The organism is Streptosporangium sp. NPDC006930 (assembly GCF_040635605.1).
Taxonomy (GTDB): domain Bacteria; phylum Actinomycetota; class Actinomycetes; order Streptosporangiales; family Streptosporangiaceae; genus Streptosporangium.
In genome coordinates, this window is sequence record NZ_JBEYID010000020.1 from 1 (window position 1) to 23,673 (window position 23,673).

The window sequence follows — 23,673 nt, forward strand, 5'->3', positions numbered from 1 at the left end:
CCCCTCAGCGACCACGGCCCCGGCCTGGGAGCCAGGCCCTGGCGCATCGCGGCCGGCCTGTGCCTGGGCGCGGCCTGCGCCGTCAAATGGTCGGGGGTCTTCTTCCTCGTCGCCTTCGCGGTGATGTCACTGCTGTGGGACGCCGGAGCCCGCAGAGCCATCGGCCTGCGCAGACCGTACGCCGGCACCCTCGGCAAAGACCTCACCGGCGCCGTGCTCACCACCGCCCTGCTCCCCGCCGCCGTCTACGTCGTCTCGTGGGCGGGCTGGTTCGCCTCCGCCGGCGGTTGGGGGCGCAACTGGGCGCAGGCGACCTCGCAGGGGCCGGTCTTCTTCGTCTTCGACTCGCTGCGATCATGGCTGAGCTACCACTTCCAGGTGCTCGGCTTCCACACCGGCCTGGCGACCCCGCACAACTACCAGTCCGACCCCTGGACCTGGCCGCTGCTGCTACGCCCCGTGGCGTTCTTCTACGAGAGTCCCCAGGGCGGCTGTGGAACCGACACCTGCTCGCAGGCCGTCCTCGGGGTCGGCACGCCGGTCATCTGGTACGGAGGGCTCGCGGCCCTCATCGCCATGGTCGCCTGGTACGTCGCCACCCGCGACTGGCGGGCCGGAGCCGTGCTCGTCGGCTACGCCGCCGGCTGGCTCCCCTGGTTCTACTACGCCATCGCCGACAACCGGACCATGTTCCTGTTCTACGCGATCCCCATGGTCCCCTTCATGATCCTGGCGATCGTGCTCGTGGCCGGGCTGATCCTCGGCCCGGCGAGCGCCCCGCAGGGACGCCGGACCGTCGGCGCCGCGGTCGTGGGGGCCTTCACCCTGCTGGCGCTCGTCAACTTCTGGTGGCTCTATCCGGTGCTCACCGCCGAGATCATCCCGTACGCCGAGTGGAGTTCACGGATGCTTTTCAAGAAGGGCTGGATCTGAGCGTCCGCGTATGAGCCACTTAGAAGACATTTCCTAGGGTAGGCACCGTGCAGGATCCATTACGTCACGTTCATCGTCAGAGCAGGCCCGCATACGGCAGACTGCGAAGCATGCCTGCACCGGACGTGGCCGCCCTCCTGTCGGAGCTGGAGCGTTCCGAGCCCGCCTCCGCCGAGCATGCCCGCAGCGCGATCGACTGGCTGACCGGCGGCGAGCCGCTGGAGACGATCAGCGAGCTCAACGTGTGCGAGTTTCTCTGGTACACCCTGCCCTCGAAGGTCACCGGCGACCGCCCTGCGATCGCCCGCGCGCTGGGCCTGCTGCTGCGGCTGGGTGGCCTTGAGCGCTACGCCGCCCTCTGCTCGTCGTCCACGACCACCCAGATCCTGCGCACCTACGCCCGTCTGGGCGAGGACGCGGGGATGGCCGCCTACCAGTCGGCCCTGGACGCGACGGGTGTGCTCCCGCCCGACGTGCCCGAGCTGCGGTGGAGCTCGATCATGGGACCGGAGGAGCTGGGCGCGCACGGCGCCTGCTCGGCCGCGCTGGAGCTGGCGATCGTCTCCGGTGAGCTCGCCCCCCACCCGGCCGAGCGGCGGAAGCTCACCAGCCGCTGGCTCACCACGCCTCGCCCCGAGCTGGGCGGCGACAACTGGCTGCACCGGGTCCAGGGCGAGCGGCTCAATCGCTGGGTCCTCGGCCGGGGCACCGCCTGGCGCGAGCTCGCCCAGCCCTTCGAGGTGCGCTTACACGCGCCCATCCCCGCACCGGACGAGGCCCATCTGGGGGCGCTGCGCTGGCTGCTGACCGTGGGGCTCCGGCCGGGCGGCATCCCGCTGACCCAGCGGCACAACCTCGCCCGTTCCGTGCTCGCGGAGAGCACCTGGAGCGGCGCGGAGCTCGCGGCCGTCCGCGAGGTGGCCCAGGACCAGATGGGCGCGCTACGCCAGACCGGCAGGCGCCTGGTGACCACCTCGATGGGCGAGCGCCTGCTCGGCGACACCGACCTGCTCTGGGAGACCGCGGCCGCCGCCCTGCTCGCCCCCTCGCCGGGGGAGAACGGCTTCCGTGCCTCGGCCAGGGAGGTGGCGCTGATGCTGCTCGCCGACGGCGCCCCCGCCGACCGTGACCACATCACCGCCGTGATCGACTGCACGGAGCGGCAGACCCTGGAGGTCGACGCCTCGCTCGCCGAGCTGGGCAGGCGCCTGGACGCCTTCGGCCTGCGCGTTGACGGCCACCTCACCCCCGCCGGCCGCTCCGCCGCTCTCGCCGCCCTCCGCAACCACGCCCTGCGCCCCCGCCAGTACGTCAACATGACCTGACGACACCTCCTGGGCCCCTGCGGCCCCCGGTGTCCCGCCGTGCTCGAAACCGTACGGCGACCAGGGAAAATATGGTGGTCGCGGACCGACTAACCTTCCTGGAAACGGGCAGTGGCAGCGGGTGTCCGAGCCCACCTCCGCTGACCGCGCCACAGCGCCGGAACCATCCCCGCCCGCCCCCCGCGCTCCGTCGACGGAGACGGGCGTGGGAGGCGTACCGGCGTCATCGGCCGGAGCCGGCGAATCCGCCTCGCCCGAGCCGATCCTGACCTCCGCGGGCCCTCTGGTCCTGCCCGTCGCCCCGCCCGCGGATCTCGACGGCCCTGCTCCCGGCGCTCCTGCTCCCGGCGCTCCTGCTCCCGGCGGCCCCGCTCCCGGCGGCTCCGCGAGCACGGTCACCGTGTCCCCCGGCGCGGCCGCGTCCCCCGATGCGGCGCCGTCCTCGGGGATCACGCCGAACCTCCCGTTCGGCCGTCCTGGACGCTCGATGAGCAACAACCCGTTCGTGTTCGGCTTCACCGCCGCCCTGGGGGTGCTCACCGCCTGGTGGCTGGTGCAGGCCATCGCGACCGCGAGCTCGGTGCTGGTCCTCATCGTCGTCTCGCTCTTCCTCGCCATCGGCCTGAACCCGGCCGTCGAGGTCCTCCAGCGGCGCAACGTCCCCCGGGTGTGGGCCATCACCCTCGTCTTCCTGGGCGTCATCCTCGTCTTCGTCGTCTTCGGCCTGGCCGTGGTCCCCCCGCTGACCACGCAGTCCACCCAGTTCGTCGAGCAGCTCCCGCAGTACGTCCAGGAGCTGCAGAACAATCCGGTCATCCGCGACCTGGACCAGCGCTTCCAGCTGCTGGAGAAGCTTCAGACGTACGTGACGAGCGGCGACTTCGGCACCCAGATGTTCGGCGGTGTGCTCGGCATCGGGTCGGTCCTCATCGGGGCGGTCTTCAACTCGCTCACGGTGCTGGTGCTGACGCTCTATCTCCTGGGCTCGTTGAAGTCGCTCAAGAAGCTGGCCTACCGCCTCGTCCCCCGGAGCCGCAGGGTCCGCACGACCCTGCTCGGTGACCAGATCATCGACAGCATCGGCGGATACGTCGCCGGGAACCTGATCATCTCGCTCATCGCCGGTGTGACGACCTTCATCTTCCTGAGCATCATGCAGGTCCCGTACGCCCTGGCGCTCTCCCTGATCGTCGCGATCACCGACCTCATCCCGCTGGTCGGCGCCTTCATCGGCGCGGGCATCGCCTCCCTGGTGGGATTCTTCGTCTCCCCGACCGTCGGGATCGTCTGCATCGTCTTCTTCACGATCTACCAGCAGATCGAGAACTACTGGATCGCCCCGACCGTGATGAAGAGCTCGGTCGACGTGCCGCCGCTCGCCACGATCGTCGGTGCTCTGCTGGGGGGCGCGCTGCTCGGCGTGGTGGGCGCGCTGCTCGGCATCCCGATAGCCGCGGCCGTCCTGCTCATCCTGCGGGAGGTGGTCCTGCCCCGGCAGGAACGTACCTGACCGGCCCTGACCGGCCTGATCGACCCCTGATCGACGTGGAGGAGCCACGTCGGACTCTCCCCCGCCGCACGGGTCGGGAGGTCACGAGTCCTCACCGTCGAGGTACGCCCGTCACCCCTCATCCGCACACAACATCACAAAAAGTTTTTTTCGCTTCTTCGTCTCAAAAGTACACAGATCACTACAACATGCGATAAAAGATCACTTGCACCTACTGTCTCCCCTTTGGGGTATACGTGAAGAAGCGCCTTCGACTCCTCGCGGCCCAGCTGCTCGCCGCTACCCTTGTCCTCACCGCCCTCTCGGCCCCTGCCCACGCGAGCACTCCGGAGAGCGACCCCCAGCTCGCCGCCGAGTGGCAGACCGCGTGGGACACCTACAAGTTCTACAAGAACACGCCGCCCCTCCCGGGATCGGGACGGAGCCGGGCACAGGACAGCATCTCCATCACCATCGACGCCCCCGTCAACCAGGTGTTCCCCGCGTACTCGAACATCAACAACCACCTCGGCATGCACTCGTTCCTGAAGCGGGTCGTCACCCACGAGGACTCGTGGCAGGGCAGCAAGCGCCACATCAACTTCACCGCGGTCGAGGAGCTCCCGTACGAGGGTTCGACCGTCGTCATCAACACGCACGCGCAGCAGCGCATCAACCACGCCGCCCTCTACTACGAGACCGACAGCTGGACGATGCCCAACGTCGTCACGCACCAGAAGATCGTCTTCGAGGCGCTCTCCGGAGGGAAGACCAAGGTCACCGAGTACCTCACCTTCGACGCGGACAGCACGCTGATCGACTTCGTCCTGGAGAACGGCGTCACCTCCCACGAGGCGACCCAGGCGGCGATGAAGCAGGCGATCGAGAGCGGCGAGCTCTAGAGACGGCGGCCGCCGACGAGGGTGAGCCATCGCGGGGCTCACCCTCGTCGGCGGTGCGACCTGTGGGGGCCATGTGCCGCAGCGCGGTGACGGCGAGTACGGCGATGCCCGTCACCGGCACTCCGGCGACGACGGCGGTGATGTCGAGCCCGGCGGTGAAGGCGTCGCGCGCGACCGCCGAGGCCGCGCCGAACGCCGGCCGCTCGCGTTACCGGCCGTGCCCATGGTCACGAGCCCTGCCGCCGCAGTTCCCCCTCCAGCGCGTCGAGCCATCCGCCGGTGCCGCGTTCCCTCCATTCCGGCTTCTCGTGGCCGTCGAGGAAGGCGTCGTGCTCGGTGAGGACCAGCCGGGTGCCCGCGCCCTCGGGGACGAACTCCACCGTGGTGAACGAGACCGTGGCCAGATCATCCCCAACGGAGAGGGTGGAGGTGTAGACGATCCGCTCGTCCGGGACGATGTCCTGGTACGAGGACTCGAACGTCGTGCCAGGACCGTGCTCCGGTCCGCCTCGGTTGACCTCCTTGCCGCCGACCCGGAAGTCGAGGTCGTGCTTCCCGTCGGGGGCGGCGAACCACCGGGCCTTCGCCACCGGATCGGCCCACGCGGCGAACACCCGGGAGGGGGAAACGTCGTACACCCGCTCCAGGGTGAACGTGGCATGCGTGACAGAACCATCGGCCATGATCTTCTCCTTGTTCCGGTCGTTCCGGGTTTCGATATCCCGGCTCACTCGTTCAGCAGGTCGCCGAGCCGGTCGAGCCGGTGCTCCCAGGTGGTGCGCTGCCCGACGAGCCAGCTCTCGGCCGTCCGCAGCACGTCCGGCTCGATGTGACAGGTGCGGACCCTTCCGACCTTCTCGGTCCGGACCAGACCGCACGCCTCAAGCACCTGCAGGTGCTGCATCACCGCCGGCAGCGACATCTCCAGAGGCCGGGCCAGCTCACTCACCGATGAGGGCCCGCGAACCAGCCGCTCGACCATCTCGCGTCGCGTCGCGTCCGCGAGCGCCTGGAACACCCGATCCAGCGAACCACCTTGGTTAAGCATGTACTTAAGTATTGGAGACGAAAGGCGAACAGTCAAGCATCTACTTAAGTATTAATCGTGGGTTTGACCTTGCCGTAGCGTCAACGTTTCCAATGAGGGCATGCGGATCGGCGAGCTCGCCGCGCTGGTCGGGGTGTCCACCCGGACCGTGCGCCACTACCACCACCTGGGTCTTCTCCCCGAGCCCCTGCGCCGACGTCTACGGGGTCCTCTACGTGCTGATGATCATCGCGGCCTGCGTCACCCGGCCCCACGTGGTGACCGCCGAGGAACTGCGTGTCCGCTACGGCATGTACTTCGACCTCCGCGTCCCCCGTCATCTGATCTCCTCGGTGCGGCTGTCGCGCGACTACAACGAGAGCGGCATGATCACCGTGGCGGACCTGCGGCTCAGCGTGGTGGTGTCCTCCCAGACCAACGTGGTCGTCGAGCCGGCCGAGCCGGTCACCGTGGTCCGTCCCCTCGGCGGCCGTGCCGAGGCCACCACGATCCGCTTCTTCACCGACACCCCCGAGGCGCTGCTGAACGCCCTGCGGCCCTCCCCGCACCACAGCGCTCCCTGATCCCCACGCGCCCCGTCCGCATCCGGCGCCGGGCCGTGCCGAGACGCCACGCTTCCCTGTCAAGCTCAGTCAGATCAGGTCAGATCTTGTATTGACTTACATTGTCTTAAATGTAAAGTTTCTTTCGAGAGAGCGCTCTCACGCCTCGTCCTCCTCCCCCCACCCCTCAAGGACCAGCCGTGAGATTCACCATGCTGACCAGCGTGGCGGTACTCGCCGCCGCGCTCGTCGTCCCGTCCCCGACCGCGCAGGCCGCCGCAGTACCCGACCCCAGTCCCGACCCCTCCAAGGCGGCCACAGCCGAACAGGCACTGCGGCGAGACCTCGGCCTCACCCCCACGCAGGCCCGCGTCCGCCAGGCCCACGAGGCCGGGGCGGCCGTGGTGGAGCGGCAGCTTCGCACCCGTCTCGCCGACCGGTTCGCCGGCGCGTGGTTCACCCCCGGCGAGGGGCGGCTGAGCGTCGGCGTCCTGAACCGCGAGGACGCCGACCTCGTCCGCGCGGCGGGCGCGCTGCCGGTGTCCGTGCCTCGCAGCGAGAAGCAACTGGCCACCACGAAGGCCGCGCTCGACCGAGTCGCGGGCTCCGCGGGCAAGGAAATCCACAGCTGGTACGTGGACGTCGCCGCGAACACCGTGGCGGTGTCGGCGGCCGACCGCGCCGCCGCCGAACGTTTCGTCAGGGCGGGCGCCGTCGACGCCGCCGAGGTGCGGATCTCCGTCGGCGAGGCGCCCAAACCCCTGTACGACATCCGTGGCGGCGACCAGTACGTCATCAACGGCAACACGCTCTGCTCGGTGGGCTTCGCGGTCAACAACGGCGGCTTCGTCACCGCCGGGCACTGCGGCCGCACCGGCAGCCCCACCCTCGGCCACAACAACGTCAGCCAAGGCACCTTCGCCGGCTCGTCGTTCCCCGACAACGACTACGCCTGGGTCCGTACCAACGGAAACTGGACACCCCGCCCGTGGGTCAACAACTACGGCGGCGGCAACGTCGCCGTGGCGGGCTCCCGGGAAGCCGTGGTGGGCTCCTCGATCTGCCGGTCCGGGCGCACCACCGGCTGGCGCTGCGGCACCATCCAGGCCAAGAACGTGACCGTCAACTACTCCGGATCCCTGGTCCACGGGCTCACCCAGACCACCGCCTGCGCGGAGGGCGGCGACTCGGGCGGCGCCTGGATCACCGGCGACCAGGCCCAGGGCGTCACCTCCGGCGGCTCCGGCAACTGCTCGACCGGCGGCAACACCTTCTATCAGCCGGTCAACGAGATCCTCGGCGCGTACGGCCTCACCCTGACCACCACCGGCGGGGGCGGCGGACGGCTCATCGGCTGGCAGGACAAGTGCATCGACGTGCCCGGCAGCAACGCCGCCGACGGGCAGCGCCTGCAACTGTGGGACTGCAACGGCACCGCCGCGCAGAACTGGACGTTCCCCGGCGACGGCACCGTCCGCGCCTTCGGCCTCTGCATGGACGTGGCCTGGGGCTCCACCGCCAACGGCGCCGCCATCCAGCTCGCCACCTGCAGCGGAAACCCGGCGCAGCAGTTCGTCCTCAGCGGCGCGGGTGACCTGGTCAACCCGCAGGCCAACAAGTGCGTGGACGTCACCGGCTTCGGCGGCAGCGGCACCCCGCTGCAGCAGTGGGAGTGCAACGGCGGCGCCAACCAGAAGTGGCGGCGAGGCTGACCACCCGCGGGACACCGCCGGGGCGGTAAGCGTTCTCACCGGTTCGCACCGCCCCGGCACCGCGCCGTTTCACCCACCGCCGGATACGCGGTGGAAGTCCCCACCGCGCATCCGGCGGCGCGCGGTGGGGACACGCGGTGCGCGCCCCCACCGCACCGGCCACCCAACACCACGATCTTGACGGGAGGTCACGACCAGGCGCCGGTGGCGGCGACCCGGGCCGCGTAGTCCTCGAACGCGACCGGAGGACGGCCGAGCACCCGCTCGACCCCGTCGACGGGCTCGGCCGTGTGACCGGCGCGGTGCAGGGCGAACAGGGCGTTCAGCGCGTCGGCCGCGACCTCCGGATATCCCTCCGCGAGCAGCTCGGCCCGGTAGGCCTCCGGGGTCAGCTCGACGTACTCGATGGACCGGCCCGCCGCCCGCGCGATGATCTCGACGGCCGCGCCGAAGGTCACCCCGCGCGGCCCCGACAGGTCGTACGTCAGCCCCGCGTGCCCGTCCCTCGTCAGCGCGGCCACGGCGACCGCGGCGACGTCGTCGGCGTCGATGAACGGCTCGGGCACCTCGCCGATCGGCAACGCCAGCCTCCCCGCCCGCAGCGGCGCGTGCCACAGGTCCTCGTCGAAGTTCTGGTTGAAGTTGTTCGCCCGCAGGATCGTCCACTCCGCCCCCGAGTCGCGTACGGCCCGCTCCGCGGCGGCCATGCCCTGGCCGAAGTCCTCGCCGACCAGGTCCATGCCCCGGCCGGACAGCACCACGAAACGCTTGACGTCCGTGGCGCTCTCGACGAAGCCGCGGATCGGGGTGGGGTCGTCGGGCGCCACCAGGTATACCGCCTCGGCGCCTCGCAGCGCGTTCTCCCAGGTGGTGGGCTCGGACCAGTCGAAGCGAACCTCGCTGGAACGGGAGGCGGGCCGCACCCGCTCCCCCTCCGCGCGCAGTCGCCGCACCACCCGGCGGCCGGTCTTGCCCGTCGCGCCCAGAATCAGGATCTCTCTCATGTCACAGAGCCAACCGCGCGGGGAGCCGCCCGCACATGGCCGGACGTACGCCGCGCCTGTCCGATCGTCCCACTGTCGCGGCACCCTGGACGCAGGCCATCCTGGTCCGATCGTCCCGTTGTCGCGATGCCCCGGGCGCAGGCCGCACCCGTGCGATCGTCCGGTTATCGTGGGCGCCATGGACCCGTACGACGACCTGTTGCGGGGGGTGCGCGGCGAGGGGGCCGTCTTCGGCGCGTCGGTGCTGTCGCCGCCGTGGGCGCTCAGGTTCGCCGACGGTCCCTCCCTGACGCTCCTCGTCCCCCTGCGCGGCGAGGGGTGGATCGTCCGGGGAGACGACGCCCGGCAGGTGCGACTTGGCGAGGCGGCGATCGTGCGCGGGCCGGAGCCCTTCGTCGTCGCGGACACCGGCGCACCGCGGCCACTCGTCCTCGCGGACGCCCACGCACCCAGCCCACTCGTCGCGGACACCGGCACACCGCGGCCTTCCGTTTTCGCGGGGACCGGCGCACCGCGCCCTGCCGGGGAGGTTCCCCCCGAAGGGGCCGTCGCCGGAGACCTGACCGGCCGGACCATCCTGCTGGCGGGGTCGTACCGGGTGAACGGCGAGGTGGCCCGCCGCCTGGTCCGGGTGCTGCCCCCCGTGCTCGTCGTACCGGACGATCATGATTGCAGCAGTATGGGCGCCTACCTGGAGGCGCAGCTCCTCTCCGGTCGCCCGGGGCACCAGATCGTGCTGGACCGGCTGCTCGACTGGTTGCTGGTGTGCACGCTACGCGACTGGTTCGACCGGCCAGAAGCGGTGAGTCCCGGCTGGTACACCGCCCTGAACGACGACGTGGTCGGCCCGGCCCTGCGCGCCATCCATGAGGCCCCGTCCAGGCCGTGGACGCTCGCCTCCCTCGCCACCGCCGCGAGCGTCTCGCGCACCACCCTGGCCAGGCGGTTCACCGGACTCGTGGGCGAGCCGCCGATGACGTACCTGACAGAGTGGCGGATGGCGCTCGCCGCCGACATGCTGGCCGAACCCGCCGCGACGGTCGCCACGGTGGCGCGCAGGGTGGGCTACTCCGACGCGTTCGGCTTCAGTTCGGCGTTCAAGCGCGTCCTGGGCGTGAGCCCGAGCGTCTACCGCGACGGCGTCACCGTCCGGACCGGAGAGGCGGCGAGCGCCGGGCGTCCCGGTTCCCCCTGAGGCGGAGGCATCGGAGACCTGCCACCGAGGCGGCGTCCCTGAGACGGCGTGCCTCCTGGGCAGGAGGCGAACGGCGCGGTGTTCGCCCCCTCGTTCCCGGCGCCCATCAGCGCCGGTGCAGGTAGTGGTGGGTGACGAGCGCGGCGGCACACGCCAGGACGATCATCCCGAACCCGATTCCGATGAAAACGTTGAGGTCGGAGGTGGAGGTCACGATGTTGCAGACCACACCGACCATCAGCAGAGTCCACAGCACGGGACGCACCATGCCGCTCCGGGCGTCGGCGGGCCGCGTCGAAGGCGGCGTCTCGAAGGTGTTGGAAACGCGGTGGGAAGGGTCGGTCACGGCGTGCTCCTTGGTCGAACCGTTCGTCATGCTCCGACGCTACGAACCGCCGCCGCCCCCGGCGATCCCGCCGACGAGACAGGCGAGGTACAGCAGGCTGTACTTCTCGGCCCGCGACCTGACGGCGCCCGGACGGTGCCCTATCGTCTGGCCGAGGAGGTGTGAATGTCGATCCACGAGTCCCCTGCCGGCCGCAAGCCGGCGGTGTTCGCCCGTGCCCGTACCGTCCTGGACGCGTTCGAACACCTCGTCGGCGGGCTGGGCACCACGGTCCTCGCCCTCGTCGCTCTCCTGCTGCTCGCCGCCACCGCGCTCGCCTGCCTCGTCGGCGTGGGCGTGTTTCTGGCACCCACCGCGCTGCGCGGGCTGCGTGCCGTCGCCGACCGGGAGCGCGCGAGGCTCTCCCGCTGGGGGCCGGAGATCATCGGCCCGGGGCCGGTGCCGTCCGGCCTGCGTGCCGCCCTCGCCGATCCGGCCACGCGCCGGGAGCTGGGCTGGGTGGTCGTCCACTCGACCCTCGGTCTGTTCCTCGGCCTGGCCGGTCTCACGATCTTCTTCAGCGCGGTGACCGACACCACCTTCCCGCTGTGGTGGCGGCTGCTGCCTCCGGAGGAGGCGGCCACCTCCGCCATGGGGCTCTGGACCGTGCGGGACCTGCCAGGCGCCCTCGGGGTGAGCCTGCTCGGCCTGGGATGGATCGTCCTCGCCGTGCTCCTCATACCGGGGATGGCGCGACTGCAGGCATGGCCCGGCCGGCGGCTCCTGACGACCGACCCGGGCGCCGACCTCGCGCTGCGGGTCGCGCAGCTCACCGCGACCCGCGCGGCGGCGCTGGACGCGCACGCCGCCGAGCTGCGGCGGATCGAACGGTCGCTGCACGACGGGACCCAGAACCGGATCGTCGCCGTCACCATCCTGCTCGGCGCGGCCCGTCGTGCGCTGGCGCGCGACCCGTCCGGCGCCGAGGCCATCCTCGACCGCGCCCAGGACGCCGCCGAGCAGGCGCTCGTCGAGCTTCGCGCGGTCGCCCGCGGCATCCTGCCTCCGGTGCTGACCGACCGGAGCCTCGTCGACGCACTGACCGGGCTGGTCACCACCTGCCCGGTGCCCTGCCGGCTCGACGCAGACCTTCCCAGCCGCTGCGCCGCCTCCGTCGAGGCCACCGCCTACTTCGTGGTGGCCGAGGCGCTCACCAACATCGCCAGGCACAGCCACGCCGGTCACGCGACCGTCATGGTCCGCCGCCGCGACGACCGGCTGCACCTTCAGATCACCGACGACGGCCGCGGAGGAGCCGACGAGCACGGCGGGTCCGGACTCGTCGGCATCCGCCGCCGTACCGAAGCACATGATGGGACGCTCATGCTGACCAGTCCCCCCGGCGGGCCCACCGTCCTTGAGGTGAGCCTGCCATGCGGATCGTGATCGCCGAGGACGACCCGCTCCTGCGCGAAGGGCTCGCGCTGCTGCTGCGCGCGGAGTCGCTCGACGTCGTGGCCACCGCCGCCGAGCCCGACGGGTTCCTCGCCGCCGTCGACGCCCACGAGCCGGATGTCGCCATCGTCGACGTCCGGATGCCACCGACCCACACCGACGAGGGGATCGTCGCGGCCGTCGAGGCCAGGCGCCGCAGACCCGGCCTGGCCGTGCTCGTGCTGTCCGCGTACGTCGAACAGGCCTTCGCCACCGAGCTGCTCGCCCAGGGCAGCGCCCACCTCGGATACCTCCTCAAGGAGCGGGTCGGACGCGTCGACGAGTTCCTGAACGCGCTGCACCGGGTGGCGGGGGGAGGCACGGCGATCGACCCCGAGGTCGTCGCGCAGCTCTTCGCCCGCACCCGGTCCGACGACCGGCTGGACCGCCTCAGTCCCCGCGAACGCGACGTCCTCGCCCTGATGGCCGAAGGACTGGGCAACACCGCCATCGCCGAGAGGCTCTTCGTCACCGACGGCGCCGTCCACAAGCACATCCGCAGCATCTTCGCCAAGCTCGACCTGGCGCCCGCGGACCGGGCGGACCGGCGCGTCACCGCCGTCCTGCGCTATCTCGAAGACGCCCAGCGCCGAGCCTGACCACCGGCCGTTCCGCTTTCGAGGATCGCGGCGATCCCGATGCCGATCAGGATGAGCCGCGTGCCGACGACGCCGTCCCGGAACGCCAGGGAGTAGATCAGCAGCGCGACGGCGAGGGCGGAGACGATGGCGAGGACCGACACCTGCGTCCCGCTCAAGGACAGCGACACGATCGCGATGGCCGCCGCGGTGCTCGCCGCCGAGCTGATGCCGATGACGTCGGGGCTGGCCAGCGGGTTGCGGAGCATCGTCTGAAAGGTGACACCGGCCAGGCCGAAGCCGAAGCTCGCGACCACGACCACGGCGAGGACGGCCCTCGGCAACCGGAGCCGTCCGACCGTGAAGGACGCACCCGGAACCTGCTCGCCGAGGATGACCCACACCACGTCGCGGGGCGGGTAGAACGTCTGCCCGGCCATCAAGGTCACGGCGAACCCGGTGACGACGAGCGCCACCAGCGTCACGACGACGAGGCGGCGACGGGAGGCACGCCGGCGGCGACCGTGGGCGTCGACCGGCCCCGCCGCGAGGGCGGGCAGCGTGCGGGTCTCCCTGGTCATGGATGGACGCGGTGCGGCACAAGCGACATTTCTCCACCCCAATACCGGACGGCAGGACAACACGCTCGGGAAGAAGCACTGGTCAGAGCGACTCCGTCCGCCTCCTGCCCATGAGCCTCAGATGTGGTCGTCGTTCGGTAAGGGCAGGGAAGGCATCGAGCCTACGGCGCGGTGAGGGGTTCCGCCTGATAGGCCCGGTGCAGTAGCGACACAAAGGACGGCGCTTCCGGCAGGGACACCGAGCCGATCCGACGCACCGTCACACCCGGCGTCCACGAGTTCATGACCACGGCCCCGGCCAGCGTCGGCAGGTCGGCGATCCTCACCTCCAGGACGCGCTGGGGCACACCGAGGCGGTCCAGCTGTCGGCGGACGATGTTCATCGTCGTGCCGTGCAGCATCTCGGCCTCGGGCCACACCACCTCGGCGCCGTCCCAGAAGGCCAGGTTCCAGATCGACCCCTCGCTGAGCCGTGCCCGGCGGTCGACGAAGGCGGCGTCGTCGAAGCCTTCGCCGACGGCCTGACGGAGAAGGTACGTCTTCGCCACCTCTCCGACGTGTTTCACTGCGGGGAGGAACCGTTCGTGCTCGACCGCCGCCAGCGCGAGCGGGCCGCGCGGGCCGGACGTGGCCGGTCCGGTGCGTACCAGCAGTTCGGGCTCCACGTCGGGCCCTGCCACGGTGAACTCCCCCGCCGGGGAGTACACGGTGACCGTCAGCGAGAGGTCGGCAGGACCGGACCGCAGTGCCGCCCGCATGCGGGTCAGCACCCGATCGTCGGGCAGCGCCCGGCCGAACAGCTCCGTGGAGGCGGACCGCAGTCGCTCCAGGTGGAGGTCGAGGCCCCGTATCCGGCCGCCACGCACCTGCGCGGCGGTGAAATGGGCGTAGCCCGCGAAGGCGAGCGGCGCCAACTCCTCGGCACTCACCGCGCGGCCGTCACGGTGCACAACAAAAGCGGACATGCGTCACTCCAACGGGACAGGTCAGAAGGGGAGCACTGACGATCACGCGGACACCCGGGCCGGAATGTCCGTTCACGAGGCGACGTTAGAGGTTCACATCGATGGAAAGGTCAACCCCGGCCGGGGAGGTCACATGCTGATCGGAGAGCTGTCCCGACGTACCGGGGTGACCCCGAGGTTGCTGCGCTACTACGAGGCGCAGGGGTTGCTCGACGTCAACCGTGGTCCGAACGGCTATCGCCACTACGGCGAGGACTCCGTGGTCGTCGTGCGGCAGGTGCGCGCTCTGCTGAAGGCGGGCCTGTCCACCGAGGTGATCCGTTCCGTGCTGCCGTGCGCGCGGGGCGAGCGCCCGGAGTTCGACTGGTGCGCGGACCTGTGGGACATCCTGAACGGGGAACTGGCGGCGATGGACGAGCGTATCGACGACCTTCAGCGTAGCCGTGGCGCCCTCGCCGACTACCTGACGAAGCCCTGAGCCCCCACACGGGGGGAAGCCCGGCCGCCGCGCGGAGGCCCGTGCGCCCGCTCCGTCGTCGGCGGGGTTCTCGAATGGTTTGAGACTCAGGCTCCCACCGCCGTGTGACCGCACCGGTCGTTCAGGGGGGAGCGGCCCCTTCCGCGCGTCCGATCACCTCGTGGGCGCTCCTGGCGACCGCCGCGTCGATGAACCGGCCCCTGGCGTCGAGTGCGACGCCGCCCGTCTCGGCCAGGCGGCGGACCAGGTCGCGGGCCTCCTCCAGTTCCTCGGGCGACGGGGTGAAGACCTCGTTGATCAGCGGGAGCTGGCGGGGCGACAGCGCGGTGCGGGCACGGAACCCCTGCCGCAGCAGGGTGCGGGTGCCCGCCAGCAGCGCCTCCGTGTCACGGACGGCGGTCTCGACCGGGCCGACCGGCGGCAGGATCCCGGCCGCCGCCGACGCGACGACGATCCGTGACCGGATCGGCCAGAGTTCCTCACGCTCGGGACCCGGGCGCAACCCCAGCTCACCGGCGAGGTCGGCCTCTCCCACGCCGAGCCGTACCACCCGGGGCGACGCCGCGACACGTTCGGCCTGCACGACCCCGGAGGCCGACTCGATCAGCGCGAGCAGGGCGAACGTGCCCGGCGCGAGGTCGCGGACCGTCTCGGCCTCGGTGAGCAGGGCGTCGGCGAGCTCCAGCAGCGCGGGTTCGGCCTTCGGGACCACGATCCCCTTCAGCCCCGGTACGGCCACCGCCGCGATGTCCGCCTCCGGGGTGTCGGCGTTGACGCGTACCCAGACCTCGCCGGGCAGTTCCGGGATCGCGGCGGCGGCGTTCTTCCTGGCGGCGGCCTTCGCTCCGGGCGCGACCGCGTCCTCCAGGTCGAGGATGAGCGCGTCGGCCCCGCGACCCGCGGCCTTGGCGAGCCTGTCCTCCTGGTCCGCGGGGACGTAGAGGTAGCTGCGCGGGGTCATGCGCCGGTCGGCCTGGCCAGGTAGCGGCCCTGCGGGCTGCCGGTGACCTTGCCGTCGGCGAGCACCCGGTGGCCGCGCAGGAACGTGTCGGTGACCCGGGCGTTGAGCTCGAAGCCCTCGAACGGGGTGTACTCCTGCGTCGACTCGGAGTCGGCCGCGCGCACCGTCCAGGTGGAGTCGGGGTCGACCAGGCAGAAGTCGGCGTCCAGGCCCTCGGCGACGGCACCCTTGGTGCGCAGGCCGAACCGCCTGGCGGGGTTCCAGGACAGCAGGCGGGCGATCTCGCCGTAGCCGAGACCGCGCCTGGAGCCCTCGGTGACCAGGCCGGGCAGCAGGTACTCGGCGCCGCCGAAGCCCGACTTGGCGACGAAGACGTCCTCGCGGGGGTCGCCGAACTTCTGCTCGTCGCGGCAGCAGGCGTGGTCGCTCACGACCCAGTCGACCTTGCCGTCGAGCACGTGGCCCCACAGGGCCTCGACGTCCTCGCGGGGGCGCAGCGGCGGGTTGACCTTGCCGCCGATGCCGCTCGCGGTGGTGATGTCGGCCAGCAGGTGGCCGATGGTGACCTCGCGGCGGAAGTCGATGTGCGGGAACGCCTCGGCCATGCGCAGGGCGGCGTCCATCGCCTTCGCCGACGACAGGTGCAGCAGGTTGATCGTCGGCAGGCCGGTCTCGTGCGCGAGGTAGGAGGCGATGCTGACGGCGAGGCCCTCGGAGTGGGGCGGGCGGGAGGCACTGTAGGCGGCGAGACCGGTGAGGGTGCCCTCCTCCTCGACCATCTTCGTGTACGCCGTCATGATCTCGGCCGTCTCGCAGTGCAGCGAGAGTGAGATCTCGTCGGCGAGGTCGGGGAACTGCTGCCGGGCGGCCTGGATGCCGCGCATGACGAACTCGAAGTGGGCGACGTCGTACCGCTCGTCCTTCGGGATCATCAGGAAGGAGTTCTGGTCGGCCGAGCGGCCGTGCAGGCCGTGGCTGCCGTAGAACATGAACACCTTGAACGAGGTGACGCCGTGGTCGCGGACCAGCGACGGGATCTCCTCGATGTGGCGGCGCATCATCGGGGCCAGGTGGAAGGCGTAGTCGACGAAGGCCCTGCCGTCGGAGGCGGCGAGCACCTCGGGGAAGACCTCGGCGTACTCGCCGCCCTTGTTGAGGTAGTACTGCCCGGTGCGCATGTACGTCAGGGCGGAGGTAACGCCGCCCTGCGCGCAGGCGCGGCTCTCGGTCTCGGTGTCCACGGAGAGCGGGTTGTAGATGCCCCAGTGCTGGTGGGCGTCCACGACGCCGGGGAAGGCGAGCCTTCCGCCGCCGTCGATCACCGAGCGACCCTCGGCAGGGTCGATGCCGGGCGCGACGCGGGCGATGCGCCCGTCGAGCACCGCGATGTCGGCGTCCGTCGGCTCGGCGTGGTCGTGGTGGACGACCCGGACGTTCTTGATGATCAGGTCAAACGAGGTCACAGGGAGACTCCTTCAAGGTGGGTGAGCGGGCGCAGCACGTCGGCGACGCCGGGCAGCCGGTCGAGTGCGAGCACCTGGTCGCGGACGGTCTCCGCGGCCTCGTCCGGCAGGCGGCCCGAGACGTTCTCACGGAACTTGCGTGACAGCTCGGCGTCCGAGAGCGGCCTGGCCGGACCGCCCCGGTTGGCGAGCACCTCCTCGGTCCACTCGCGACCGTCGTCGGTGCGCACCCGGACCACGGCCGGGAACTGGTGGGGGTAGATCTCGTCGCACCGCTCGTCGGCGACGACGTCGACCTTCGCCATCAGTGCCCGTCTCCACGGGTCCCTGGCGAGGTCGTCGGTGAAGTCGTCCAGTCCCACACCGAGGCCGGAGCCTCCGACGAGCCCGGCGACCACCGCGTAGGGGCCGCTGAACTGGGCCTGGTAGCCGGTCTCGGGGGCGCGCTTGCCGCTGATCGGCTGGCCGATCGTGCGGATCACCGCGTAGGGCACCCGGAGTTCGATGTGCTCGATCCGGTCGAGCGGCAGGCCCCGCGCGCGCAGTGCGAGCCCGGCGTCGATGGCGGTGTGGGTGAAGTGGTTGGCCGGATAGGGCTTGAAGAAGACGCCCGGCACCGCCCAGCGGTCGCCGAGTCCGTCGAGCACCTGCGACAGGTCGGTCTTGTCGTCGCGGATGAACGCCTCGAAGAAGCCGAACCGGCCCTCCAGCACGGTCGGCGGACCGGTGAAACCCCGCCCGACCAGCGACGCGGCGGTGACGGCCGAGTGGGCGGCCCACCCGCAGTGCAGCCGCTTCACGGTGCCGCCGGTGCGGTTGGCCTCGATGATGCCCGAGGCGAACGAGGCGGCGACGCCCAGCGCGTCGCGTACGCCGTCCTCGCCCAGGCCCATGAGCAGGGCCGCCGCGGCGGCGCCGCCCATCGTGCCGCAGATGGAGGTGGCGTGCTGGCCGTGTTCGAAGAAGACCGAGTTGCCGAGCGTGGTGTCGTAGCCGGCCATGCCGAGCCGGACCGTGATCTCCAGTCCGGCCGCGATCGCCGCGACCGTGTCGGCGCCCGAGGCCCCCGAGGCCTGCGCGGCGGCGAGCGCGGCCGGGATCACCCCGGCGCTCGGGTGCAGCACCGAGGGCAGGTGGGTGTCGTCGTAGTCGAGCGAGTGCGCCAGCACGCCGTTCGCGAACGCGGCCTGCGCGGCGGGCAGCGCCTGGGTGACCCCGACGGCGTACGCCTCGGGCCGCCCGCCCTGGTCCGCGACGTAGCCGGAGGCGGCCACGCTGGTCGGCAGCCGGTAGGCGGCCACGCACAGCCCGAGCACGTCGAGCACCCGCTGCCGTACGCTGGCGATCACGTCGGCGGGCGGTTGGCCGCTCAGGGTGGCGGCGGCGAACCTGGCGAGTTCGGCCGCGAGGATCGGCTCACCCACGGCTCACCACCGCCAGCGGGCGGACCGGCGAGCCGGTGGCGCCGAAGATGGGCAGCGGGGCGAGCACGAACGTGAACTCGTGCACCCCCGCGGCGGCGAGTTCCTCCAGGTCGAGGGTCTCGATGATGTAGACGCCGCGTTCGACCAGGAGCACCCGGTGGGCGGGGAGCACGCTGTGGCCGCTGCCGGGTTTGAGGCATTCGAAGGCGATCGTGTCGGCGCCCGCCGCGTGGGCGCCCTGGTCGGCGAGCCAGGTCGCGCCCGCCTCGCCGACACCCGGCACGCCCGAGTCGCGGCCGATGTAGACGTTCCGGTCGGGGTCGCCGAAGAGGCGGCCCCAGCCGCTGCGCACCAGCACCACGTCTCCGGAGGCCAGGGGGGTGCCCTGTCTCGCGACCGTCCTCTCCAGGTCGTCGGGGGTGATCTCGTAACCGGCCTCGCAGCCCTCCGGGATACCGAGGGCGGCGGGCACGTCGAGCAGCACGCCGCGCCGCACCATCGGGGCGATCGTGTGCGCCCCGAGCTCGGCGAACCGGCCGCCGCGGCTCGCCTCGAGGGCGTCGGAGCCGTCGATGAGGCGGCCGTCATGGGAGACGTGGGCGAAGGCGTCGATGTGGGTGCCGACGTGGGTACCCATGCTGATCATGTCGTTGGCGGCGGAGCCGCCGTCGGCACGGACCATGTCGCCGTGGCGGCGGGGCAGCGTGTGCCAGAAGGGAGGGTGGTTCGGTGACTGCGGCATTCCGATGGTCAGCGGACGGCCCAGGTCGTAGATGCCGACCCCGTCGCGGACCGCCTGTAGCAGCGGGTCGGTGGTAGCGGTGCCGCTCACGTCGCCTGGCCTTCCGTTTCCGGTGCTCGCGCCGGTGGTTCCGGCGTCTGTCGTGTGGTTTCCGGTCCTCACGCCGGTGGTTCCGGCGCCTGTCATGCGATCACCTTGCGTACGCGCAGGTCGGCGGTCGTGGCGGCGTCGACCCCGAGCTCCCGCAGGATCTCGTCGGTGTCGGCGCCCAGGGGCCGGCCGGTGAAGCGGACCCGCCCGGGGGCGCCGGGCATCCGCCACATCACGTTGTGCATCAGCACCGAGCCCAGGTCCTCGTCGGGAACGCGGGTGAGCATGCCTGTGCCGGTCACGTGGGGGTCCTCGGCGAGGTCGCGGGCGTCGTACACGGGTGCGGCGGCGGCGCCGACCCGTTCGAACTCGGCCATGACCTCCTCGCGGGTGCGTTCGGCGATCCAGCCTCCGACGTGGGCGTCGAGCAGGTCGGCGTGGGCCGCCCGCTGCCGCCCGGAGGCGAACCACGGTTCGGCGATCACCTCGGGGTGGCCGACCAGCGTCATCACCCGTTCGGCGATGCTCTGGGCGCTGGTGGAGATGGCGACCCAGCTGCCGTCCTTGCAGCGGTAGGTGTTGCGCGGGGAGTTGTTGCCCGACCGGTTGCCCTGGCGGCGGCCGATCACGCCGAGCTGGTCGTAGACGGTGGCGTGGGGACCGACCGCGGTCATGATCGGTTCGAGGAGGTTGATGTCGACGACCTCGCCCCGGCCGGTCCGCTCCCGGGCCCAGAGCGCCATCATCGTCGCCGAGCTGGCCGCGATGCCGCAGATGCTGTCGGCGAGCCCGAACGCCGGGAGGGTCGGGGGGCCGTCGGCCTCGCCCGTGAGGTGGGCGAAGCCGCTCATCGCCTCGGCGAGGGTACCGAACCCGGGGCGGGCCGCGTAGGGGCCCTCCTGCCCGAAGCCGGTGATCCGGACGATCACCAGGCGGGGGTTGATCTCGTGGAGCGTCTCGGGCCCGACGCCCCAGCGTTCGAGGGTGCCCGGCCGGAAGTTCTCCACGACGACGTCGGCCGTCTTCGCCAATTCCAGGAACAGCTGTGCGCCTTCCGGAACGGAAAGGCTCAGTCCGATCGTGCGCTTGTTGCGCGAGATCTCTTTCCACCAGAGCGGGACGCCGTCCTTGGAAGGACCGTGGCCGCGCATACCGTCCCCGGCGACCGGGTGCTCGACCTTCACGACCTCGGCACCTTGGTCTCCGAGGATCTGGCAGCACAGTGGTCCGGCGAGGATGGTCGACGCGTCGATCACCCGCAGACCTGTCAGAGGTCCGTCTTCCACCATCACTCCTTGTTCCGCTATAGCGAACGCCGGTCCGCTCAGAGAGTATGTCAGGCCGGTTGGTGCGGTCAACGTCCTCCCCCTCCGAGCGCCGTCCCGATGGCGTACGCACGGGCCACCCCCGCGGCCAGCGAGGTGCCGCCGCCCGGGTAGTGGTCACCGAAAACGCTCGCGGAGACGTTCCCCGCGGCGAACAGGCCGTCCACGGGGGTGCCACCGGGGGTGATGACCTGTCCGTGGTCGTCGGTGACCACGCCGCCGCAGGTGCCGAAGGTGCCGGGAATGACCGGCACCGCGGTGAACGGTCCTTCGGCCAGCGGCGCGAGGGACGCCGAATCACGTCCGAACCGCCGGTCGGCGCCCGCGAGGGCGTCGGCGTTGAACTCCGCGATCGTCTCGGCCAGTACCGACGCGTCGATCCCGCAGGCATGGGCGAGTTCGTGCGGCGTCGAACCGGTGACCGCCCAGGAGGGCGTCTCTCCCGCAGGCATGCCCGCGACCGGGTACCGGGCGCGGTGGGCGGCGTCGTACACGAACCAGGCGGGAAGATGCCGGGGCGCGCCGGTGACGGGATCGGTCTCGCGGAACACCTTCGTCAGGTCGTAGTAGCTCCCCGTCTCGTCGGCGAACCGTCGCCCCGAGCCATTGACCATGATCGAGCCAGGCCGGGTCAGTTCCGCGGTGGCGAGCCGTCCGGTGGGCAGCCCGTCGTAGCTGACCTCGGGGTCACGGAATATGGGCACCCCCCACGAGGCGGTCATGTCGGCGACCGCCGCCCCGGCGCGCAGCGCCATGAGCAGGCCGTCCCCCTCGTTGCCCGGCGCCCCGATCGGGGTGAGCCGGGCGGGCAGGAACGCCTGCTGGAGCGCCGGATCCCATTCGAAGCCGCCACCGGCCAGCACGACCGCCCGGCGTGCGGTGATGTGACCGGAGTCTTCGAAGGTGAGGTCCCACGACCGGCCCGACCGCTCCAGGCCGACGGCACGGGCGCCGAGCAGGAACTCCACGCCACGAGCGCGGGCCGAGACGGCGAGCGAACCGGCGAGCGCCCCGCCCACCGTGCGCACCCCCCGTTCACGGCGCTCGCGGTCGAGCGCGGCGAGGTCGGCGCCGGTGTCCTGCTCCCGTTCCGCCATGGTGAGCCAGGGCAGATAGGTGGGTGGCCGGAGCAGACTCTCCAGTCCCGGGTACGCGGTGACGTCGAACGGCCGGTTGTCGAGGGCCCGGCCCCCGAGCCTGGCACCGGGCAGGTCGGCCCGGTAATCAGGGCGTTCCAGCGCGAACAGGTCCACGTGGGTCTCGTCGCACAGATAGCGTACGGCCTCCCCGATCTGGCGCAGGAACCACTCAAGGCGGGCGCGCGGCACGGTATTCCGGGTGACCGCGACGAGGTGGCGCAGGGCGCCGTCGACACCGTCGGCGTCGGCGAGGTGGTTGCCCGGCGCCCAGATCACACCGCCCGACACGGCGGTGGTGCCACCGAGCACGGAGGCCCGTTCGACGACGACGACGTGGTGTCCGGCGTCGGCGGCCCTGCAGGCGGCGGTCAGCCCGGCCGCGCCGCTGCCGACGACCAGCACGTCACACGACGCCGGCGGATGATCGAGGGTGGTGAAGTTCATCAGGTCGCCTCCCATGCGGCCCGGTTGACCAGCACGAGGAGTGCGGCCAGCCCGCAGAACGCCGCCGCCAGCAACCAGCCGGCGGCGTACGAGTGATATTGCGCCACTGCTCCCACGAGCAGCGGCCCGAGAATGCCCCCGGCCGCGCCGCCCGACTGCACGACGCCGGACGCGGCGCCCGGCATGGTGGCGTAGGTCTCTGCGACGGTAAGGGCGACCAGGCCGGTCCAGCCCCAGCCGGCGCCGCAGGCCACCAGCGTGCCGACCAGGAACAGCCCCCGTTCGCCGGGAATGAACAGCAGGAACCCGACCCCGCCGAGCGCCATCATCGCGGCGACCGTGAGACGGCCGTACCTGGTACGGCCCAGGGTCAGCCGCACGGCGATGATGACCGCGCTGCTCACGGCGAGCGCGATGCCCGCGAAGGACGGGGACAGGCCGAGCGTGACGCTGTAGTCCACGAAGAAACTGCTCAGCGCGGTCGCGGCGGCCGAACCCAGCAGGAACGCGCCGGTGACCAGCAGCAGGGGCATCAGCGGCTTCAGCTTCACCCGCGCGGGGCGTCCCGCCGAGGCCGGAGCCACCGTGCCGGGCACCCGCATCAGCAGCAGCGCGGCGACCGCGACACCACCCACGAGGAAGACCAGCCGCCAGTGCATCACGGTGGCGAGCAGCGGCAGCGACAGCCCGGCGACCAGCGTCGAGGCCGGGATCGACGAACGTTCGAGGCCGAACGCCATCGGCCGCCGCGACGCCCGCACGTTTTCGACGATCAGCACGGTGCCGATCGAGGCGCCGACCGCCGAGCCGATCCCGCCCACGGCGAGTGCGGCGAGCAGACCGGCCCATGACCCGCCGAACACGGCCACCCCGACGAGGCAGAGGCCGGTCATGATCGCCGACAACCGCAGGGCCCTGCGCGGGCCCACGCGGTCGGCGATCCGGCCGCCCGGGGACATGGCGACCGCACCGACCACGTAGAAGACGCTGACGGTGAGGCCGAGGCCCGCACTGTCGAGGCCGATGTCGTGCCGGATCGCCACGCCCAGGGTGCCCACCAGGTAGGCGGGATACATATAGGTCATGCCGAGCAGCACGGCCAGGACGACCGCCCGACGCGACGTCGGGGAGTCGCTCACCCCTAGATTTCGTCCGCGTAGCTGATGTTCACGTTCGCACGCCAGCCGGTGGCCTCGTCCTGCCCCCACTTGGCTCGCCAGCGAGCGGCGTGGTCGAGGATGACCGGGTCGCCGAAGTGCAGTTTCCCGTCGGCGTGGAAGGCGTCGAGGTCGTCGACGAACATGAGGTCGAAGTGCCGGAAGCTCTCCTCGCCCCGGACGTTCCTCTTCACCACGTAGTTCGCGTAGTCCTGGATGCGGGGGTTCTGGCGGAATGCGGGGTAGTCCACCGAGCGGGTGAACTCGATGTACTCGTTCAGGTCCGATCCGGGCCGGATGTCGTAGGTGAGCAGTACCAGTTTGCGCGCCATGGCGGCGTCTCCTTTGTTCTTTGTC

23 protein-coding genes and 1 pseudogene are annotated in these 23,673 nt (G+C 71.3%); 10 read left to right on the forward strand and 14 right to left on the reverse strand.

What is annotated here, in order from left to right; genetic code table 11:
• From ABZ664_RS29185 to ABZ664_RS29200, 4 genes and pseudogenes are all read left to right on the forward strand, one after another.
• A pseudogene (locus ABZ664_RS29185) lies at window positions 1–933 on the forward strand (phospholipid carrier-dependent glycosyltransferase); the annotation flags it as partial.
• Between the two features lie 110 nt (window positions 934–1,043).
• Complete coding sequence (locus ABZ664_RS29190; RefSeq protein ID WP_362516601.1) at window positions 1,044–2,258, forward strand: hypothetical protein; 1,215 nt, start codon at window positions 1,044–1,046, stop codon at window positions 2,256–2,258.
• A gap of 205 nt (window positions 2,259–2,463) precedes the next feature.
• Window positions 2,464–3,768 carry an AI-2E family transporter gene (locus ABZ664_RS29195; protein WP_362516603.1) on the forward strand — a complete coding sequence of 435 codons (1,305 nt, stop codon included), beginning with the start codon at window positions 2,464–2,466 and terminating at the stop codon, window positions 3,766–3,768.
• A 236-nt stretch (window positions 3,769–4,004) separates the two neighbouring features.
• On the forward strand, window positions 4,005–4,649 hold the full coding sequence (locus tag ABZ664_RS29200; RefSeq protein ID WP_362516605.1) for an SRPBCC family protein: 645 nt from the start codon (window positions 4,005–4,007) through the stop codon (window positions 4,647–4,649).
• Window positions 4,650–4,876: 227 nt separating this feature from the next.
• On the opposite strand, the gene ABZ664_RS29205 is transcribed toward ABZ664_RS29200, so the two are convergent.
• Window positions 4,877–5,332: an SRPBCC family protein gene (locus ABZ664_RS29205; protein ID WP_362516607.1), complete on the reverse strand. Its 456-nt coding sequence runs from the start codon at window positions 5,330–5,332 to the stop codon at window positions 4,877–4,879.
• Window positions 5,333–5,376: 44 nt separating this feature from the next.
• On the reverse strand, window positions 5,377–5,697 hold the full coding sequence (locus tag ABZ664_RS29210; protein WP_362516609.1) for a metalloregulator ArsR/SmtB family transcription factor: 321 nt from the start codon (window positions 5,695–5,697) through the stop codon (window positions 5,377–5,379).
• A gap of 100 nt (window positions 5,698–5,797) precedes the next feature.
• On the opposite strand from ABZ664_RS29210, the gene ABZ664_RS29215 reads away from it, so the two are divergent.
• Window positions 5,798–6,355: a MerR family transcriptional regulator gene (locus tag ABZ664_RS29215; protein ID WP_362516903.1), complete on the forward strand. Its 558-nt coding sequence runs from the start codon at window positions 5,798–5,800 to the stop codon at window positions 6,353–6,355.
• Between the two features lie 84 nt (window positions 6,356–6,439).
• Window positions 6,440–7,951 carry a ricin-type beta-trefoil lectin domain protein gene (locus ABZ664_RS29220; protein ID WP_362516611.1) on the forward strand — a complete coding sequence of 504 codons (1,512 nt, stop codon included), beginning with the start codon at window positions 6,440–6,442 and terminating at the stop codon, window positions 7,949–7,951.
• Window positions 7,952–8,139: 188 nt separating this feature from the next.
• Here the strand turns inward: ABZ664_RS29220 and ABZ664_RS29225 are convergent, their stop codons facing one another.
• Window positions 8,140–8,955 carry an NAD(P)H-binding protein gene (locus ABZ664_RS29225; RefSeq protein ID WP_362516614.1) on the reverse strand — a complete coding sequence of 272 codons (816 nt, stop codon included), beginning with the start codon at window positions 8,953–8,955 and terminating at the stop codon, window positions 8,140–8,142.
• Between the two features lie 178 nt (window positions 8,956–9,133).
• Here ABZ664_RS29225 and ABZ664_RS29230 point away from each other — a divergent pair, with 178 nt between their 5' ends.
• The gene (locus ABZ664_RS29230) at window positions 9,134–10,150 is read left to right on the forward strand and encodes an AraC family transcriptional regulator (protein ID WP_362516616.1); all 1,017 of its coding nucleotides are present in this window, start codon (window positions 9,134–9,136) and stop codon (window positions 10,148–10,150) included.
• 106 nt (window positions 10,151–10,256) lie between these two features.
• Here ABZ664_RS29230 and ABZ664_RS29235 read toward each other — a convergent pair whose 3' ends face one another.
• On the reverse strand, window positions 10,257–10,526 hold the full coding sequence (locus tag ABZ664_RS29235; protein WP_362516618.1) for a hypothetical protein: 270 nt from the start codon (window positions 10,524–10,526) through the stop codon (window positions 10,257–10,259).
• A gap of 135 nt (window positions 10,527–10,661) precedes the next feature.
• On the opposite strand from ABZ664_RS29235, the gene ABZ664_RS29240 reads away from it, so the two are divergent.
• Window positions 10,662–11,921, forward strand: coding sequence for a sensor domain-containing protein (locus ABZ664_RS29240; protein ID WP_362516620.1), 1,260 nt, complete (start codon window positions 10,662–10,664; stop codon window positions 11,919–11,921).
• On the forward strand, window positions 11,909–12,568 hold the full coding sequence (locus ABZ664_RS29245; protein ID WP_362516622.1) for a response regulator transcription factor: 660 nt from the start codon (window positions 11,909–11,911) through the stop codon (window positions 12,566–12,568). Before ABZ664_RS29240 ends, ABZ664_RS29245 begins: the two co-directional genes overlap by 13 nt.
• Here ABZ664_RS29245 and ABZ664_RS29250 read toward each other — a convergent pair.
• A complete protein-coding gene (locus ABZ664_RS29250) occupies window positions 12,538–13,128 on the reverse strand; it encodes an iron chelate uptake ABC transporter family permease subunit (RefSeq protein ID WP_362516624.1) in 591 nt (196 codons plus the stop codon). The genes ABZ664_RS29245 and ABZ664_RS29250 overlap by 31 nt on opposite strands.
• Before the next feature lie 161 nt (window positions 13,129–13,289).
• Complete coding sequence (locus tag ABZ664_RS29255) at window positions 13,290–14,093, reverse strand: aminotransferase class IV family protein (RefSeq protein ID WP_362516626.1); 804 nt, start codon at window positions 14,091–14,093, stop codon at window positions 13,290–13,292.
• 133 nt (window positions 14,094–14,226) lie between these two features.
• Here ABZ664_RS29255 and ABZ664_RS29260 point away from each other — a divergent pair, with 133 nt between their 5' ends.
• On the forward strand, window positions 14,227–14,571 hold the full coding sequence (locus tag ABZ664_RS29260) for a MerR family transcriptional regulator (protein ID WP_362516628.1): 345 nt from the start codon (window positions 14,227–14,229) through the stop codon (window positions 14,569–14,571).
• A 121-nt stretch (window positions 14,572–14,692) separates the two neighbouring features.
• On the opposite strand, the gene ABZ664_RS29265 is transcribed toward ABZ664_RS29260, so the two are convergent.
• From ABZ664_RS29265 to ABZ664_RS29300, 8 genes are all read right to left on the reverse strand, one after another.
• Window positions 14,693–15,532 carry an aldolase/citrate lyase family protein gene (locus ABZ664_RS29265; RefSeq protein ID WP_362516630.1) on the reverse strand — a complete coding sequence of 280 codons (840 nt, stop codon included), beginning with the start codon at window positions 15,530–15,532 and terminating at the stop codon, window positions 14,693–14,695.
• Window positions 15,529–16,995 carry a dihydroorotase family protein gene (locus tag ABZ664_RS29270; RefSeq protein ID WP_362516633.1) on the reverse strand — a complete coding sequence of 489 codons (1,467 nt, stop codon included), beginning with the start codon at window positions 16,993–16,995 and terminating at the stop codon, window positions 15,529–15,531. Before ABZ664_RS29270 ends, ABZ664_RS29265 begins: the two co-directional genes overlap by 4 nt.
• Window positions 16,992–18,419 (reverse strand): MmgE/PrpD family protein, encoded by a 1,428-nt coding sequence (locus ABZ664_RS29275; RefSeq protein WP_362516635.1) that lies wholly within the window; start codon window positions 18,417–18,419, stop codon window positions 16,992–16,994. Before ABZ664_RS29275 ends, ABZ664_RS29270 begins: the two co-directional genes overlap by 4 nt.
• Window positions 18,412–19,251 (reverse strand): cyclase family protein, encoded by an 840-nt coding sequence (locus ABZ664_RS29280; protein ID WP_362516637.1) that lies wholly within the window; start codon window positions 19,249–19,251, stop codon window positions 18,412–18,414. Before ABZ664_RS29280 ends, ABZ664_RS29275 begins: the two co-directional genes overlap by 8 nt.
• Before the next feature lie 92 nt (window positions 19,252–19,343).
• Window positions 19,344–20,537 (reverse strand): CoA transferase, encoded by a 1,194-nt coding sequence (locus tag ABZ664_RS29285; RefSeq protein WP_362516640.1) that lies wholly within the window; start codon window positions 20,535–20,537, stop codon window positions 19,344–19,346.
• A gap of 68 nt (window positions 20,538–20,605) precedes the next feature.
• On the reverse strand, window positions 20,606–22,159 hold the full coding sequence (locus tag ABZ664_RS29290; RefSeq protein ID WP_362516641.1) for an FAD-dependent oxidoreductase: 1,554 nt from the start codon (window positions 22,157–22,159) through the stop codon (window positions 20,606–20,608).
• Window positions 22,159–23,298 carry an MFS transporter gene (locus ABZ664_RS29295; RefSeq protein ID WP_362516643.1) on the reverse strand — a complete coding sequence of 380 codons (1,140 nt, stop codon included), beginning with the start codon at window positions 23,296–23,298 and terminating at the stop codon, window positions 22,159–22,161. Before ABZ664_RS29295 ends, ABZ664_RS29290 begins: the two co-directional genes overlap by 1 nt.
• Window positions 23,299–23,300: 2 nt before the next feature.
• Entirely contained in the window at window positions 23,301–23,648 is a 348-nt protein-coding gene (locus tag ABZ664_RS29300; RefSeq protein ID WP_362516645.1) for a hypothetical protein, read from the reverse strand.
• Between the last annotated feature and the right edge of the window lie 25 nt (window positions 23,649–23,673).

What these genes read in the sequence shown, in the direction of transcription:
- ABZ664_RS29190 (WP_362516601.1), top strand. Translation starts at nt 1,044, where the DNA reads ATGCCTGCACCGGACGTGGCCGCCCTCCTGTCGGAGCTGGAGCGTTCC.
- ABZ664_RS29205 (WP_362516607.1), bottom strand. Translation starts at nt 5,332, where the DNA reads ATGGCCGATGGTTCTGTCACGCATGCCACGTTCACCCTGGAGCGGGTG.
- ABZ664_RS29210 (WP_362516609.1), bottom strand. Translation starts at nt 5,697, where the DNA reads ATGCTTAACCAAGGTGGTTCGCTGGATCGGGTGTTCCAGGCGCTCGCG.
- ABZ664_RS29215 (WP_362516903.1), top strand. Translation starts at nt 5,798, where the DNA reads ATGCGGATCGGCGAGCTCGCCGCGCTGGTCGGGGTGTCCACCCGGACC.
- ABZ664_RS29225 (WP_362516614.1), bottom strand. Translation starts at nt 8,955, where the DNA reads ATGAGAGAGATCCTGATTCTGGGCGCGACGGGCAAGACCGGCCGCCGG.
- ABZ664_RS29230 (WP_362516616.1), top strand. Translation starts at nt 9,134, where the DNA reads ATGGACCCGTACGACGACCTGTTGCGGGGGGTGCGCGGCGAGGGGGCC.
- ABZ664_RS29235 (WP_362516618.1), bottom strand. Translation starts at nt 10,526, where the DNA reads ATGACGAACGGTTCGACCAAGGAGCACGCCGTGACCGACCCTTCCCAC.
- ABZ664_RS29240 (WP_362516620.1), top strand. Translation starts at nt 10,662, where the DNA reads ATGTCGATCCACGAGTCCCCTGCCGGCCGCAAGCCGGCGGTGTTCGCC.
- ABZ664_RS29245 (WP_362516622.1), top strand. Translation starts at nt 11,909, where the DNA reads ATGCGGATCGTGATCGCCGAGGACGACCCGCTCCTGCGCGAAGGGCTC.
- ABZ664_RS29250 (WP_362516624.1), bottom strand. Translation starts at nt 13,128, where the DNA reads ATGACCAGGGAGACCCGCACGCTGCCCGCCCTCGCGGCGGGGCCGGTC.
- ABZ664_RS29255 (WP_362516626.1), bottom strand. Translation starts at nt 14,093, where the DNA reads ATGTCCGCTTTTGTTGTGCACCGTGACGGCCGCGCGGTGAGTGCCGAG.
- ABZ664_RS29260 (WP_362516628.1), top strand. Translation starts at nt 14,227, where the DNA reads ATGCTGATCGGAGAGCTGTCCCGACGTACCGGGGTGACCCCGAGGTTG.
- ABZ664_RS29265 (WP_362516630.1), bottom strand. Translation starts at nt 15,532, where the DNA reads ATGACCCCGCGCAGCTACCTCTACGTCCCCGCGGACCAGGAGGACAGG.
- ABZ664_RS29290 (WP_362516641.1), bottom strand. Translation starts at nt 22,159, where the DNA reads ATGAACTTCACCACCCTCGATCATCCGCCGGCGTCGTGTGACGTGCTG.
- ABZ664_RS29300 (WP_362516645.1), bottom strand. Translation starts at nt 23,648, where the DNA reads ATGGCGCGCAAACTGGTACTGCTCACCTACGACATCCGGCCCGGATCG.